Source organism: Dehalococcoidia bacterium (assembly GCA_040902535.1).
Lineage (GTDB): Bacteria > Chloroflexota > Dehalococcoidia > DSTF01 > JACRBR01 > JBBDXD01.
Genome location: JBBDXD010000019.1, coordinates 217,580 through 232,281 on the forward strand (window position 1 = coordinate 217,580; position 14,702 = coordinate 232,281).

The 14,702-nt window shown below is 65.4% G+C and carries 17 protein-coding genes; 10 read left to right on the forward strand and 7 right to left on the reverse strand.

Translation table 11 applies throughout. The features are described 5' to 3' along the window. The first annotated feature begins 84 nt into the window (after positions 1 to 84). Genes mtaB through WEB52_10715 form a run of 5 tightly spaced genes read left to right on the forward strand, consistent with a single transcriptional unit; the run spans position 85 to position 3,795 of the window. Positions 85 to 1,470 (forward strand): tRNA (N(6)-L-threonylcarbamoyladenosine(37)-C(2))-methylthiotransferase MtaB, encoded by a 1,386-nt coding sequence (mtaB, locus tag WEB52_10695; protein MEX2226904.1) that lies wholly within the window; start codon positions 85 to 87, stop codon positions 1,468 to 1,470. Beyond that, entirely contained in the window at positions 1,467 to 2,147 is a 681-nt protein-coding gene (locus WEB52_10700) for a hypothetical protein (GenBank protein ID MEX2226905.1), read from the forward strand. The genes mtaB and WEB52_10700 overlap by 4 nt, the downstream gene beginning before the upstream one ends. After that, positions 2,101 to 2,703, forward strand: coding sequence for an SMC-Scp complex subunit ScpB (scpB, locus tag WEB52_10705; protein MEX2226906.1), 603 nt, complete (start codon positions 2,101 to 2,103; stop codon positions 2,701 to 2,703). The genes WEB52_10700 and scpB overlap by 47 nt, the downstream gene beginning before the upstream one ends. An 8-nt stretch (positions 2,704 to 2,711) precedes the next feature. After that, positions 2,712 to 2,996 (forward strand): DUF503 domain-containing protein, encoded by a 285-nt coding sequence (locus tag WEB52_10710; protein ID MEX2226907.1) that lies wholly within the window; start codon positions 2,712 to 2,714, stop codon positions 2,994 to 2,996. Beyond that, the gene (locus WEB52_10715) at positions 2,986 to 3,795 is read left to right on the forward strand and encodes a class I SAM-dependent methyltransferase (GenBank protein ID MEX2226908.1); all 810 of its coding nucleotides are present in this window, start codon (positions 2,986 to 2,988) and stop codon (positions 3,793 to 3,795) included. The genes WEB52_10710 and WEB52_10715 overlap by 11 nt, the downstream gene beginning before the upstream one ends. A 60-nt stretch (positions 3,796 to 3,855) precedes the next feature. On the opposite strand, the gene rimO is transcribed toward WEB52_10715, so the two are convergent. The 4 genes from rimO to WEB52_10735 all read right to left on the reverse strand — a co-directional run bounded on the left by rimO (position 3,856) and on the right by WEB52_10735 (position 7,024). Then, entirely contained in the window at positions 3,856 to 5,178 is a 1,323-nt protein-coding gene (gene rimO / locus WEB52_10720; protein MEX2226909.1) for a 30S ribosomal protein S12 methylthiotransferase RimO, read from the reverse strand. A gap of 43 nt (positions 5,179 to 5,221) precedes the next feature. Then, the gene (locus WEB52_10725) at positions 5,222 to 5,899 is read right to left on the reverse strand and encodes a helix-turn-helix domain-containing protein (GenBank protein MEX2226910.1); all 678 of its coding nucleotides are present in this window, start codon (positions 5,897 to 5,899) and stop codon (positions 5,222 to 5,224) included. A 271-nt stretch (positions 5,900 to 6,170) separates the two neighbouring features. Further along, on the reverse strand, positions 6,171 to 6,539 hold the full coding sequence (locus WEB52_10730) for a metallopeptidase family protein (GenBank protein MEX2226911.1): 369 nt from the start codon (positions 6,537 to 6,539) through the stop codon (positions 6,171 to 6,173). Between the two features lie 2 nt (positions 6,540 to 6,541). Continuing rightward, the gene (locus WEB52_10735; GenBank protein MEX2226912.1) at positions 6,542 to 7,024 is read right to left on the reverse strand and encodes a hypothetical protein; all 483 of its coding nucleotides are present in this window, start codon (positions 7,022 to 7,024) and stop codon (positions 6,542 to 6,544) included. Positions 7,025 to 7,080: 56 nt separating this feature from the next. On the opposite strand from WEB52_10735, the gene ribF reads away from it, so the two are divergent. Further along, positions 7,081 to 8,016: a riboflavin biosynthesis protein RibF gene (ribF, locus tag WEB52_10740; GenBank protein ID MEX2226913.1), complete on the forward strand. Its 936-nt coding sequence runs from the start codon at positions 7,081 to 7,083 to the stop codon at positions 8,014 to 8,016. After that, positions 7,988 to 8,899: a site-specific DNA-methyltransferase gene (locus WEB52_10745; protein ID MEX2226914.1), complete on the forward strand. Its 912-nt coding sequence runs from the start codon at positions 7,988 to 7,990 to the stop codon at positions 8,897 to 8,899. The genes ribF and WEB52_10745 overlap by 29 nt, the downstream gene beginning before the upstream one ends. A 74-nt stretch (positions 8,900 to 8,973) precedes the next feature. On the opposite strand, the gene WEB52_10750 is transcribed toward WEB52_10745, so the two are convergent. Beyond that, on the reverse strand, positions 8,974 to 9,186 hold the full coding sequence (locus WEB52_10750; protein ID MEX2226915.1) for a hypothetical protein: 213 nt from the start codon (positions 9,184 to 9,186) through the stop codon (positions 8,974 to 8,976). A 126-nt stretch (positions 9,187 to 9,312) separates the two neighbouring features. Between WEB52_10750 and WEB52_10755 the strand changes: the two genes are divergently transcribed. Further along, positions 9,313 to 10,524, forward strand: a complete 1,212-nt coding sequence (locus WEB52_10755) for an ATP-binding protein (GenBank protein ID MEX2226916.1) — start codon at positions 9,313 to 9,315, stop codon at positions 10,522 to 10,524. A 23-nt stretch (positions 10,525 to 10,547) separates the two neighbouring features. Here the strand turns inward: WEB52_10755 and fabF are convergent, their stop codons facing one another. Both fabF and fabD read right to left on the reverse strand, forming a co-directional pair. Then, entirely contained in the window at positions 10,548 to 11,792 is a 1,245-nt protein-coding gene (gene fabF / locus WEB52_10760) for a beta-ketoacyl-ACP synthase II (protein MEX2226917.1), read from the reverse strand. Positions 11,793 to 11,824: 32 nt separating this feature from the next. Then, positions 11,825 to 12,841 (reverse strand): ACP S-malonyltransferase, encoded by a 1,017-nt coding sequence (fabD, locus tag WEB52_10765; protein ID MEX2226918.1) that lies wholly within the window; start codon positions 12,839 to 12,841, stop codon positions 11,825 to 11,827. A 130-nt stretch (positions 12,842 to 12,971) separates the two neighbouring features. On the opposite strand from fabD, the gene argF reads away from it, so the two are divergent. Further along, positions 12,972 to 13,898: an ornithine carbamoyltransferase gene (gene argF / locus WEB52_10770; protein ID MEX2226919.1), complete on the forward strand. Its 927-nt coding sequence runs from the start codon at positions 12,972 to 12,974 to the stop codon at positions 13,896 to 13,898. A 9-nt stretch (positions 13,899 to 13,907) separates the two neighbouring features. Then, on the forward strand, positions 13,908 to 14,696 hold the full coding sequence (gene cdaA / locus WEB52_10775; protein ID MEX2226920.1) for a diadenylate cyclase CdaA: 789 nt from the start codon (positions 13,908 to 13,910) through the stop codon (positions 14,694 to 14,696). Positions 14,697 to 14,702 lie beyond the last annotated feature (6 nt).

The following is a 14,702-nucleotide window of genomic DNA, read 5'->3' on the forward strand; positions in this document are numbered from 1 at the left end:
TGCTGAGGGCTGCGTTACGTGTCCCGTGTGCGGGTTTAGCGCTTGCAGTTGACCTAGACTCGCGACACGGCCGCTGCTGTTATGATGCCTGCGAATCTGCAGGGAGGCGCCGGCATCAACCCGCACGCGACGCAGACACTGGCCCCGGTCGACCTCCCGCTAGTCGCAGACCGGCCCTCTCGCTATGTCGCTCCGCCTTCCACCAGCCCTCGCATCGGGCGGGTCGCCATCATCACGCTCGGCTGCAAGCTGAACCAGGCCGACTCCGAGTCGATCGCGCGCCAGTTCACGCAGCGCGGCGTCCAGGTCATCGATCGGCCTGCTATCGCCGACGCATACGTCATCAATACCTGCTCGGTCACCCACGTCGCCGACCGCAAGGCGCGGCGCATGGTGCGCCTCGCGCGGCGGCTGTCGCCAAACGCGCCCATCGTGCTGACCGGCTGTTACCTGCAGACGGCGCCCGCCGATATCGCGCGCGAACTCGGTGCGGACATAGCGATCCACACACGCGACAAAGCGTCGATCGCCGACCGGATCGGCGTCGTCCGGCGTATGCGGGCCGTCGAGCAGCCGACCGCGTTGCGCACGCGCGCATTCGTGAAGGTGCAGGAAGGCTGCAACGACGTCTGCGCGTTCTGCATCGTGCCTAAGACGCGCGGGCGCGAAGTCAGCGAACCCATCGAGCGCGTCGTGCGCGAAGTGCAGGCGCGTGAACGGGAAGGCGTCCAGGAAGTAGTGCTCACGGGCACGCAACTCGGCGCATACGGCCGCGACGCCGGGACGGCGCCCGCCGATGTCATCGCGGCGGTGCTGGCCGAGACGTCGGTGCCGCGGATCCGGTTTTCTTCGCTGCAACCGCAGGACATCACGCCGGCGCTGCTGGGACTATGGGACGACCCGCGCCTCTGCCGCCACTTCCACCTGGCGCTGCAGAGCGGCTCCGACGCGACGCTGCGCCGCATGCGCCGGCGATACGACGTGGCGCAGTATCGCGACGCCGCGCAGCGGATCCGCGCGCACACCGGTGACGGCGTGGCGATCACGACGGATGTGATCGTCGGGTTCCCGGGCGAGACGGACGTTGAGTTCGAGGAGAGCATCGCGTTCTGCCTTGAGATGGGATTCGCGCAGATGCACGTCTTCCCGTACTCGAAACGCTCGGGGACGGTCGCCGCGCGCCTGCCGGACCAGGTGCCCCACGATGTGAAACACGCACGCATGCAGCGCATGCTCGCCGTCGCGCCGGAGTCACGCCGGGCGTTCCTCGATCAGTTTGCGGGACGGGTGATGCCGGTGCTCTGGGAGCGCAGCCGCGGCGATGCCAATGGAGCGCCGGCGTGGGACGGGCTGACAGATAACTACATCCGCGTCACCGCTCGTTCGCACCGCGAGTTGCGTAACCAGCTCACCGTGGCGCGGCTCGTGACGGTGAACGCCGACGGCGGGTTCGAAGGGGAGGCGTTGTGAGCGACGGCGCGCTCGAGCAGGTCAACCGCTTCATCATCATCGTTGCGGCCATGCTCATCATATTCGCGCTGGCGATCGTGGTGCTGATCGCATGGGCGGCGCCTTCGGACGGCATCGGTTGGGTCGATGACTTCGCCGGTTACCTGGCCGACCACGAAACGCGCGAGGCGAAGACCATCGTGACGCTGGTCGCGGTCGTGATATCGCTGCTGATGCTGACGTTAATCATCGTGCAACTGACGCCTTCGCCGACGGAGAAGATGCGCGTGCGCGACGTCAAAGCGGGCGACGCGACGATCAAGACGACGGAGATCGCCGGGCGCATCGATGACGGTGTCCGGGAGGTAGCGCACGTAGCAGATTGTCGCTCGATCGTCGCGGCGCGGGGTACTGCCGTCGAAGTCGTGCTCGACCTGCACGTCGATGCCGGGGCCGACCTGGCGAAGACCGCCGACGAAGCGTGCCGGCGGGCGCACGAGATCGTGGAGCAAGAGATCGGCGTGCGGGTGTCCGCCCCGCCGCGCGCTACGCTGCACTACCGCGAACTGCTGCTCAAAGAGGAACCGGCGCGACCCGGGCGCACAACGCAGCTTCCATCCGGATGGGAACGACCCGCCGACGAGGGGACACATGACGAACGAGCAAACGCCGACGCACCTGAAGAAGCGCAAGCCTAAGCTCATCGAGCGGCCCGAGCCGGACGAGTTGCTGCCAATCCTGGAGGCGGTGCTGTTCGTCGCGGACGCGCCGATCGACATCGCCGCGCTGGCGCGCACGGTGAACGCGCCGAGGCAGGAAGTGCTCGATCGGCTGGAGGAGCTGACGGAAGCGTGTCGCGACCGCGGCGTGCGCCTGCAGCAGACGGGCGATCTGGTGCAATTGGTATCGGCGCCACAGACCGCCGCGTACGTCGAGCGGTTCCTGGGGCTGGAGCATCCGCCGCTGACGAATGCATCCCTCGAGACGCTGGCGATCATCGCCTACCGGCAGCCGGTGACGCGCGCCGGCATCGAGTCGGTGCGTGGCGTGGATTGCGACGGGCCGATCCGCACGCTGATAGCGCGCGGGCTGATCGAAGAAGTCGGCCGGGCGCCGGTGATCGGGCGGCCCACGCTCTTCGGGACCACGGTGCGCTTCCTGGAGTATTTCGGGCTCGAGAAGCCGGATGACCTGCCGCCGCTGCCGCAGATCGAGGAGCAGGACGAGGAAGAGACCGAAGAGGCGGCGATCTGAACGTCGGCGTGCTGCGCTTCACCCTTCGCATTCCGGAGAGCGGATCGCTGAAGGACAAGCGGCAGGTCGTCCGCAGCGTCGCGCAGCGCCTCCGCAACAAGTACCAGGTGGCCGTCGCCGAGGTCGATGACAACGATGCGTGGCAGATCGCGACCATGGGCGTCGCCTGCGTCGCCAACACGGCACGCCACTGTGACGACGTTTTGTCGGAGATCGTGGCGTTCGTCGAGCAGTCGCGCCTCGACGCCGAGGTGACGGACGTCGAGCGGGAAGTGATTTCGTTTGACGCCTGACGCCGATCCGCGCGGCCTCGCCCCGACGAGTTGGTTCGACCAGGAAGTCGCAGCGTACGAGCGCGCGCGGCCATCGTATCCCGACGCGTTGTTCGAAGACTTGATCGCGTATCTGCGGGCCGGGGGCTGCGACGCGCCGTTCGACGCCATAGAGATCGGGCCCGGCACAGGTAAGGCGACGGCATCCCTGATCGATCGCGGCTTCCGCGTCACGGCGGTCGAACCGGGAGCGAACATGGCTGCATTCCTTCGCGAGAAGTTCGCGGGTAAGCCGCTCGACGTTGTACACGCACGGTTCGAGGATGCCACGCTCCCCGATAGCTCGTTCGATGCCGTCGTCAGCGCCACGTCATTCGGGTGGGTGGACAAAGACGTGCGCCTCACGAAGTCATCGCGGCTTCTTCGCGCGCGCGGCGTCCTGGCGGTCATCGGTACGGAGCAGATCGCCTCAGACGTCGACGGTGGCTTCTTCGAGCGCTGCTTTCCCATCTACCTGCGCTACCGTCCGAATGAGGAGAACCGGCCCTTGCCTGGCGAGGACGTCACTCCCTCGGTGCTGGAGGAGGTCGAGGCGAGCGGCCTGTTCGGATCGGTCCGCCTCCATCGCTACCGCTGGGACCAGACCTATCCGACGGATCAGTACGCCGATCTCGTGCGCTCATACTCGAACACGCAGATGATGCCTCGTGACGAGAAGGAGGCGCTGATCGCGGATCTGTGCGCGCTGATCGACGCGGAGTTCGATGGTTACGTCGTGCGTCCGCTGGTGATGACGTTGGTGGTCGGGCGCAAGGCGTAGAACTTCGCCTGCGGCGGCGGATGGACCGGCGAGGGCGCCTGTCGTCCACGCTTCGCGATTTTAGGTCGTCACAGCTTGCGCGATCGGGCGTGCGACGAGGTCGTACGCGAGCGCCGACGTGACCGTCGCGCGGACGAAGTCGCCGGGTTGGAAAGCGCCTTCGAGCAACACCAGTCCGTCCACTTCCGGCGCATCCCGGTACGAGCGTCCGACCGCGATCCCCGCGCGCTCGCCCTCCTCGGTCTCGCTCAGCGACTCTACAAGCACGTCGATCTCGCGGCCGACCATGAGGCGATTGCGCATGATCGAGACCTGCTGCGCTACTTCCATGAGCTGGCGCTGGCGCCGCTTCTTGATCTTCTCGGGCACCGGATCCGGCTCGTGCGCTGCTGGCGACTCCGACTGAGGCGAAAACGTGAAGCATCCGACGTGGTCGAACTCCATCTCTCGCACGAAAGCGAGGAGTTCGTTGAACTCCGCGTCGGTCTCGCCCGGATACCCGACGATGAACGTCGTGCGGATCGCGATGTCCGGCATGGCGGAGCGCAGGCTGCCGAACATCTCGCGCACCATGCGCGTGTTGCTCGGGCGCTTCATGCGCTGCAGCACGCTCTCAGCGGCGTGCTGCAGCGGAATGTCGATATAACGTGCGACGTTGGGGAGGCGCGCCATGGTCTCCGCGAGCTTCGGCGTCACGTGCCCCGGGTACGCGTACATGATGCGTATCCACGGCACATCCGGCACGGCGGCCGACAGCCGTTCGAGCAGCTCCGGCAGTGCGTCGCGGAGTCCGAGATCGCGCCCGTAGTCCGTGCTGTCCTGCGCGACGAGCACGATCTCGCGCACGCCCTCGCCGGCGATCCGGCGCGCTTCCGTGATGAGGTCGTCGGCGGGCGTGCTGTGCAGCTTGCCCTTCATCTTCGGGATGATACAGAAGGTGCAGGGAGCGTTGCAGCCGTCGGAGATCTTCAGGTAGGCGCTGGGACGCGCGACGCGCGTCGTCTCGGGGATGTCGTAGCGCTGGCGGTCGAGCACGACCGGCTCGACCATGGCGGCGTACTTGCCGATGCCCGCCCAGTCCTCGGCGCCGAACACGGCATCGATCTCGGGGACTTCGGCCTTCAGTTCGTCGCCGTGGATCGCGGTCAGACAGCCGGCGACGACCAACTTTTGGCCGCGTCGCTTCGCCTGCGCCAACTCGACGATCGTCGTGACGGACTCATCCTTCGCGGCGTCGATGAAGCCGCAAGTGTTGACGATCACGACGTCGGCGGCATCCGGCGCGGCGACTTCGGCGTGATCGCCGGCGCCGAGCACGCGCGTGATGCGCTCGCTGTCCGCGACGTTTTTCGCGCAACCCAGGGTGACGATGTGATAACGCACGGATCATCTTAGCGAATCGGCTGCGACGGGCAGTCTTTCGTAGCTAGCCGCGGGGGACGACGAGCGTGACGGACGTGCTGCCGTCGGCATCGCTGCCGCTGGCCGGGCTTTGCGACGTGATCACGCCGGGGGTGCCGGCGGCGGTGTCTGTCTCGACGATCAGGTAGTCGATCTCGGCCTGCTTGAGCGCCGCGATCGCATCATCGATGCGCACGCCGGCGAGATCGGGCACGACGTCCTTCTCGACCTCACCGACGGGCCGCCCGAGGCCCGGCTGCGGACCGCCGCCCTGGCCCTCCGGTGCTGACGTCGGCACCGCGTCACCCGGCGACGCTACCGAGGGGTCGTCGTTGTCGCCATCGCTGCGACTCGAGAGATACAGGAAGGCGCCGGCGATCACCAGGAACGCCGCGACGATGCTGGCGAGCGTCCAATTCATCGAACCAGTGGCAGGTGTGGCGCGCACCTCCGGCAAAGGCTTGATCTCCGGTTCTTCCTGCGCCTGGTACATGCGCATGAGTTGCTGCGGGTCAAGCGACAGATATTGGGCATAGGTGCGCAGGAAGGCGCGGCTATAGACGGGCGCGGGAAAGATCTTCCAGTCCTCGCGCTCGAGCGCGTCCAGGTACCGCTTGGAGATGCGGGTGTCGCGCTCGCAATCTTCGAGCGTCAGTCCGCGCGTGACTCTCGCCTGTGACAGTGTCTTGCCGAGTTCGGGCATCTGGCCTTCTACGAAAACCGCGCCGCGGGTCGAAGCTTGGCTTGAGAGTACCGGAGGGCCCAGAGGCGATCAAACGAGCGCGATGTTAAGTCAAGCCGTCGCTCCCCAACCCGACCAAACGTGTCAATGCTCCTTCTGCCGGGCGGCAGGGGCGCACCGTCCCAGATGCTAGCTTCAAACAAGTCACTATCCGATGGAGGAGGGCGCGGCGCACCACCGTGAGGCAGGCGACGAGCGATAGGCGGCTACCGCGTCTGGCTAAACCCGGCGCTCAGCCGCGGCCCAACTCGTCGAGGCGGTCGTCGTCGATGCCGAAGAAGTGTCCGACTTCGTGCAGCACCGTCGTGCGGATTTCTTCGACGAGCGCACCGTCGTCTGCGAAGTCTTCTTCGAGCGGCTCCTGGTAGATGTAGATGACGTCGGGCACGGTCATGCCATAGCCGCTGGTGCGCTCAGTCATTGGCACGCCCTGGTAGAAACCGTACATCGACTCGCCCGGCACGAGCCCGGCGGCGTCCAGATCGGCCGCGGTTGGACGCCGCTTGACGATAATGTCGATCTCCTTCAGATGGTGCTTGAAGGGCTGCGGCATCTCGCGCAGGGCGCGTCGTACGAGGCGTATGAACTTCGTCCGGTCCAACGTCAGCGCGTCGCGGGCCAGAGCGTGCGGTAGCCCTCGCCGGCGATCGCGTTCGCGACCTCATCGCGCTCCATGCGTTTGAGTTCGGCGAGGATCGAAGCGCATTCCGCGGCGGCGTCCGTAAAGCCGCCATCGGCGATGCGCTTGACGAGCGCGTCCCACACGCCGGTCTCTTCCAGGCTGGCGATGTACCGCGGCCACCAGATGGCGCTGATCTTGTTCGGCAGCTTGAAGCGGGGGCGCAGCATCTTCAGGCTCTTGAAGCGCTCTTCAGCGCTGACGACGCGCGGCACGAGCTTCACCATGGGCGGATCGATCTCGTTCGAGCGATTGTCGATCAGGAGTCGCATGGGCACGGTGACGAAGCGAAACGCGACGACCTCCGCGTTGCGGATGCTGTTTAGAATCTGGTCGTAGTCGAGGTGGTACTCGTTGTCCATCGCCTCGAGTCGCTCCGCGGGCAGGCCGGAAGGGTGTGCGAGCATTCTAACACGGCGCGATCATCTTCCTGCTCCGACGGGGTGGCGGGTACCCTACCGGCATGCTGCTTTCGCGCGAAGAACTCAGCCGTCATGCACCGGGGCGTCCGCTTGGGGTGACGATCGGTGTGTTCGACGGCGTGCACCTGGGTCACCGCCACCTCATCGACACGCTGCGGCAGCGGGCAGGAGAACGCGGGCTGGCAAGTGGCGTTGTCACGCTGCATCCGGACCCGGTGCAGGTCTTGCGGCCCGACGTCCGCATGTCGTACCTCACGAGCCTGGAAGAGCGCGTCGAACTCTTGCGGGCGACCGGCGTCGACGCCGTGGCGCCGCTGACGTTCACGTCTGAGGTCGCCGAGTTATCGGCCTTCCAGTTCCTGGAACTGCTTCATGCCACGCTCGACATCAACTACCTGCTCATGGGGCCCGATCACGCGTTCGGGCGTGGTCGTGAAGGTACGCCGGCCCGCGTCGGGGAGATCGGCGAGGAACTCGGATTCGACGTTGACGTACTGCCGTCGCCGCTTGGAGGCACGTCCGGGGCCGTCAGCGCCACGGCGATTCGCAACGCACTCTCCGAGGGCGACATGGGGCTCGTGCAGCAACTGCTGGGGCGCCCGTTCTCGATCCGCGGGCCCGTGGTGCGGGGCGCCGAGCGGGGCCGGACGATCGGCTATCCGACGGCAAACATCGCCGTGACGCCTGACCGCGCGATGCCGGCGTTCGGCGTGTACGTTACCCGCGCGATCGTCGGCGGGCGCACCTATGCTTCGGCAACCAACATCGGCATCAAGCCGACGTTTGTCGATGAGCGGCCGTCGGTCGAGGCGTACATCCTGGACTTTGAGGGCGACCTCTACGGGCGCGAGATCCGCATCGAAGCCCTGCACCGGCTGCGCGGCGAGATCAAGTTTGACAGCATCGACGCGCTGACGGAGGCGATTGCGGCGGACGTGCAGGAGACGCGTGAGTACTTCGCAGCGCACCCGCTCTGACGAAGGTTCTCGGGAGCGCGTCAGCTTCGGATCGCCGCGGCTTCCGCCGAACCGGCTGATCCAGGGCGACAACCTGGACGTGATGCGCGCGCTGCCGGACGCAAGCATCCATCTGATCTACGCGGACCCGCCGTTCTTCACGGGGCGCGACCACGCACTCACGGATGGCGGAGCGGGATTCGCCGATACGTGGACCGACGGCATCGAGGAGTACGTGACGTGGCTGCGTACGCGGTTCCTCGAGATGCGCCGTCTGCTCGCGTCGCGAGGCGTGCTCTGCGTGCATTGCGACTGGCACGCCGGGCACTACGTCAAGGTCGAATTGGACCGCATCTTCGGCGGCGAGGTCTTTCGCAACGAGATCGTCTGGCATTACGGGCTCGGCGCGTCGAACGCGACGCGCCACGTGCTGCGCAAGCACGACACGTTGTTGGTCTACGGCGCACCGGGATCGACGTTCAACCGCATCCGCGGCGAGGTGACATCGGCGATGCTCGCGAAGTATTGCCATGAAGACGAGCGCGGACGATACATGATGTCGCGCGGGCGGCGCTACTACCTGAAGGGCGGCAAGCCGTTGGACAGCGTGTGGAACATACCGGCGATCGCGGCGACGTCTCGCGAGCGCGTTGGCTACCCGACGCAGAAACCGCTGGCGCTGTTGGATCGCGTCGTGCGGGTGTGGTCGAACGAAGGCGACGTCGTCGCCGACTTCTTCGGCGGCAGCGGCACGACGGCGGTCGCCGCGCAGCAGCTCGGTCGCCGCTGGTTAGTGTGCGACGAATCAGTTACCGCGATCGGGCTGGCGCATCAGCGGGTCGTCGCCGGAGCGGAGGGGTTGGCCGGCGTCGGACACGCGGTGCCGGACATCACCTTCCGTTAACAATGGCGTACCGCCCATGTCGTGCGGGGCTGAGGTCCGCGTCGTCGCAAGGTGGCGATGTGTGACGCGGCGTATCAGCGGATCTTCTGTTTCACCATCGGTGAGAGACGGCGCGCGGCGAGCAGCGCGACCTTCGACACGCGGCCGTGCGGCAGTGCGGCGTAGAGCGCCCACGGCAGCAGGCTCACCACCGTACGGCGCACCGTCGATGGGCGCGCGCGAAACGAGAGCGTGAAGCCGATCGGCTTGATCTCGATGCTCTTTTCGAAGATCGGCTCGGGATCCACGGGCGCAGCGTAGCAGGTACCGAATTAGGCGTGGGACCCTGGGGAATCGAAGAGAAGTTGACGAACGATTAGCGCTCGGTCTAAGATTAGAATAGTTCATAATTTTAGCCGAGGAGCTAATTCATTATGGAAAAGGCAGTCAAGAATCCCTTTCGGCCAGGCGCCGGACACGATCCGCCATATCTGGCGGGACGTGGCACCGAGAAGGCTGAGTTCGCCCAGTTTCTAAAGCAAGACCGGATCTTGGACAACGTGATTCTGACCGGCCTCCGCGGGGTTGGTAAAACAGTCCTCCTTGAAGGCGCCTTCAAGCCGATGGCGATCAGGGAGGGGTGGATCTGGGTGGGTACTGATGTCTCGGAGTCGAGCAGCGTAACAGAGGAGACGTTGGCAATCCGACTCATGACTGATTTATCGGTAGTAACGTCATCCCTCATCACCGGAGTGACCGTGGAACGAGGTACGGGGCTCGCCGCGGGAGACAGAGCCACGGCACGTACGCTGGACTTCCACGCGCTGGTTGCAACTTGGCAAGCGACCAATGGACTCTCAGCGGACAAGCTTAAAGCCGTTTTGGAGACTGCTTGGGCTTCAATCGCCCCTCTCAGTAAGAAGGGAGTGATTTTCGCCTACGACGAGGCTCAGAACCTCGCTGATCATGCGGGACGGCGCGAGTATCCGCTGTCGCTCCTGCTGGACGTATTCCAATCGCTCCAAAAAAGGGGCATCCCTTTCATGCTCGTCCTCACGGGACTTCCAACTTTATTCCCGAAGCTCGTTGATGCGCGTACGTTCGCGGAGAGAATGTTCCATGTGATGACGCTGGAACGTCTTGATGATGCGGCTACGCGCGACGCCATCATGAAACCCATCAAGGACTCAGGCGCGTGGGTGAGTATCGCCGAGGGCTCGGTGCCGGGGATCTACAACGTCACGCGAGGGTATCCCTATTTCATTCAGTTCGTCTGCCGGGAGCTTTATGACGTGTGGACGCAACAGGCGGAGGCTGGAGAAGAGCTCCGATCCGTTCCATGGGACAGCGTCATGCGAAAACTTGATGCCGACTTTTTCTCCGGGCGGTGGGCACGCGTTACGGATCGCCAACGTGACTTGATGTGGGTTATCGCCCAGCTCGAGAATGCCGAGAGCGAGTTCTCTGTGCAGGACATTGTGAGGCAGTCAGCCATGCTGCCAAAGCCGTTCAGTGGCAGTCACGTAAGTCAGATGCTCATCGCTCTCGCCGATGCGGGACTGGTTTACAAGAATCGGTGGGGGAAGTACTCGTTAGCAGTTCCTCTGCTTGACCAGTTCATAAAACGGCAGATGGCATCTCTTTAGCTCACCTGGCGTCGACGTCGAGATCAGTCTTCGTAGCGCTGGAAGATGACGCAGGCGTTGTGGCCGCCAAGTCCGACGCTGTTCGACAACGAGACGCGCACATCAGCCTGGCGGGCTTCGTTCGGCACGTAGTCGAGGTCGCAGTCGGGGTCGGGCACCTCGTAGTTGATCGTCGGGGGGATGATGCCGGTGCGGATCGCCTGGATCGCCGCGATCGACTCGAGTGCGCCGGCGCCGCCCATCAGGTGACCATGAAGCGCCTTCGTCGAGCTGATCGCGAGCTTCTTCGCGTGGTCGCCGAATGCCGCCTTGATGGCATTGGTCTCGGCACGGTCGTTGAGCGGCGTGCCCGTGCCATGCGGGTTGATGTAGTCCACGTCCGACGGCTCGATACCGGCCTTCTTCAGCGCGCGCGTCATCGCCATCGCTGAACCACGGCCATCCTCGAGCGACGCCACCATGTCGTACGCATCGGCGCTGGAGCCGTAGCCGATGACTTCGGCATAGATCTCGGCGCCGCGCGCCTTCGCGTTGTCGAGGCTCTCCAGCACGAGCGCCGCTGCGCCCTGCCCGACGACGAACCCGTCGCGGCGCGCGTCGAACGGCTTGCACGCACGCTCGGGGCGCTCCGGATCGTTCGCGAGCGCGCGCAGAGCGTGAAATCCGGCGAGCAGCACGGGCAGCAGCGGGTTGTCCGTGCCGCCGGCAATGATCGCCTCGGCATCGCCGCGACGGACCGTCTCCCACGCTTCACCGATGGCGCCCGAGCCCGTGGAGCATGCAGACGCGACGGCCATGTTCGGTCCGGCGGCACCGAGCAAGATCGAGACGTGCCCGGATGCGGCATCGGGCAGCATGTTGCTGATCAGGAAGGGGCTGACGCGACGATAGCCGCTCTTCTGGAAGATCTCGTACTGTTCCAGCAGCAGGCCATAGCCGCCGCCCGCAGACCCGAAGATGACGCCGACGTCGTCGCGGTTCGACTCATCGATGACGAGGCCGGCATCGGCGACAGCTTCGAGCGCGGAGACGACGGCGTACTGGCCGTTCTTGTCCATGCGCCGCAGCTCTTTGGTGGGGATCGCCTCTTCGGGACGAAAGTCCTTGACCTCGCCGCCGATCTGCACTTCGAACTGGCTAACGTCGAACTGCGTGAGCCTGGCGATGCCGGAGCGGCCGTCGACCATCGCCTGCCAGGCATCGCGCCAGTTGTTGCCAAGCGGGCACACGGTGCCCATGCCGGTCACGACGACGCGACGGTTGGGCAGATACTCGGGGCGGCCCTTGGACGAGGCGTTGGTCACGAGACGAATGTCTTCTCGGGAGCGGTCGCGTTGCCTTCGTCGAGTCGCGGTAGTGCAAGCACCAACTCCTGCCACTGCGTCTCATCGAACGGGTCGAAGACGGTGACGTCCTTGTCGACGCGTTTCGCGAGGTTCGCCAGCACGTGGCCCGGACCCACTTCGAAGAACGTCGATGCGCCGGCGCGGCGCATCTCCAGGAACGCGCGCATCCAGTTGATGGCGCCCGTCATCTGGTCGCTCAGCTCCTGCTTCGCCTCGTCGGCCGTCGTCAGGGCGCGGCCGGTGAGGCTCGAGACGATCGGGAACTTCGGGTCGTGAAACTCGATCTGCTCGATGAATTTGCGGAGTTCTTCGCGCGCCTCTGACATCTTGGGAAAGTGGCCGGGCACGGATATTGGCAGGTGCACGACGCGGGCGCCGCGCTCCTTGACAAGTTCCGCGGCGCGCTGCAGGGCGGCGATGGTGCCGGAGATGACGGTTTGTCCCGGCGCGTTGATCGCGGCGACGCCCACATCGCCATCGGGCGAGACCTCCTCGCAAGCGTCGCGCACGTCGTCATCGGACGGGCCGATGATCGAGGCCATGCCGCCGGGGCGCTTCTTCGACCACTTCGTCATAATGCGGCCGCGCTCGCGCACGAGGCGGAGCGCATCGGAGAACGAAAGCGCGTCGGCGGCCGCGGCGGCGGAGAACTGGCCGAAGCTATGGCCGGAGCCGAACGAGGGCTTGATCTGCCTCCCGACGCTTTCGGCACGCTCGCGCAGATAGGCGAGATATGCCCAGCTCACGGCGAGGATCGCCGGCTGGGTGTTGACCGTGCGGGCAAGATCCCGCTCCGAGCCTTCCAGCACGATCTTGGTGACGTTGATTTTGAGGATGTCGTCGGCCTGCGCGAAGACGTCCCGCGCGGCGCGTGACCGTTCGGCGACCTGCTTACCCATGCCCGGGTGTTGCGATCCCTGACCGGGGAAGATCAAGGCGAGCTTGCGCTCGCGCTGCGGGGTTAGCTCCATAGGAGTCGTCGCGACCGTCCTGACTGACAATCTGCGGGGAACTATAGCATAGCGTTGGCGTGTCAAGCGGCGTTCCGCAGGGCCGCGCGGCTATACTACGTTCGCGTGACGGGCGGGGACGGAGGATTCTGTGCGCGGACGTGATCTGCTCTCCATCGCCGACCTCAGCCCCGACGAGGTCGAGAAGATCCTGCACATCGCCCTGAGCATGAAACGCGATGGCGGCGGCACGGACTTGCTCGCGCGCAAGACGCTTGGCCTGATCTTCGAGAAGCCGTCGCTGCGCACGCGCGTCAGCTTCGACGTCGCGATGCAGCAGCTTGGCGGCCACGCCGTCTATTTGAACCAGGCGGAAGTGGGGCTCGGCCAGCGTGAGCCGGTCGCCGACGTCGCGCGCGTGTTGAGCCGTTATGTCGATGTGATCGCCGCGCGCACGTACCTGCACCAAACGCTGATCGACCTCGCACGGCACGCCGACGTACCTGTGATCAACGCCCTTTCCGATGAGGAGCACCCCTGCCAGGCGATGGCAGACCTCCTGACGATCCTTGAACGGCGCGGCACCCTCCGTGGTGTACGGCTGGCATTCATTGGCGACGGGTTTAACGTGGCGCAGTCACTCGCCGAGGCCTCGGCCCTCACGGGCATACAGTTCGCGATGGCCTCCCCGGAGGGCTATGAGTTGCCGCCGGGGATCATCCGCGCGATCGAAGACATGGCACGCGCGAACGGCGGCCACTTTGAGCTGCACGCCAGCGCCGCCGCCGCCGCGCGAGACGCCGACGTGGTGTATACCGACGTCTGGGCGAGCATGGGCCAGGAAGACACGTACGCCCAGCGCAAGGAAGCGTTCGCCGGGTTCAGCGTCACGGCCGACGTGATGGCCCTCGCGAAGCGCGACGCTATCTTCATGCACGACCTGCCGGCGCACCGCGGCGAAGAAGTCACGGAAGATGTGATCGAAGGCCCGCAGTCGGTGGTGTTTGACCAGGCGGAGAACCGGCTACATGCGCAGAAAGCGATCCTTGCGCTGGTTGCGAGCGAGCATGCCCTGTAGCGCCGTGCGATGACGGATCTGTGGGACTTTATCGTCGACAACTTCGAGCAGTTCGACTCCACGGCGGCGCTTGACGTCTTTCTGATCTGGTCGCTGATTTTCGGCATGCTGCTGTTGCTCCGCGGCACGACCGCGATGGCCGTCGTCCGCGGCGCGACGATCTTGCTGATCGGCGCCTTCATCCTGGGCAGAATCTTCGACTTGCGCTTGCTCAACTTCCTGCTGCGCAACTCATTCCTCGGTCTGCTCATCGCTCTGCCCGTCATTTTCCAGCAGGAGATCCGGCGTGCGCTCGAACGCGTCGGGCGCGCGGGCGCGCGGGCATTCGGCACGCTCGACTACGACGAGACGCTCGACGCCGTGAGCGAAGCGGCGCTTGATATGGCGCGACAAAAGATCGGCGCCCTGATCGTGCTCGAACGAGAGACGGGGCTTACGGAGTTTTCGGAGCGCGGCATAGCCGTCGACGCGGTCCCTTCGCCCGAACTGATCGAGAACATTTTCTTTCCCAAGTCACCGCTGCACGATGGCGCGTTGGTGGTGCGGGGCGACCGCGTCGTAGCTGCGGGCGTAACACTGCCGTTGTCCGAGAACTCGCTGCCGGGCGAATTGGGCACGCGGCACCGCGCAGGGCTCGGCATCACCGAGCGCACGGACGCGGTGTCACTCATCGTGTCCGAGGAGACGGGCCGCATCTCGGTGGCGGCGGATGGCCGCATGTACACCCGGCTCGATGAAGCGCGATTGCGCGGACTGCTCGAGCGGTTGCTCGGCGGCCAGAACGGGGCGAGCGTGTGAATACGC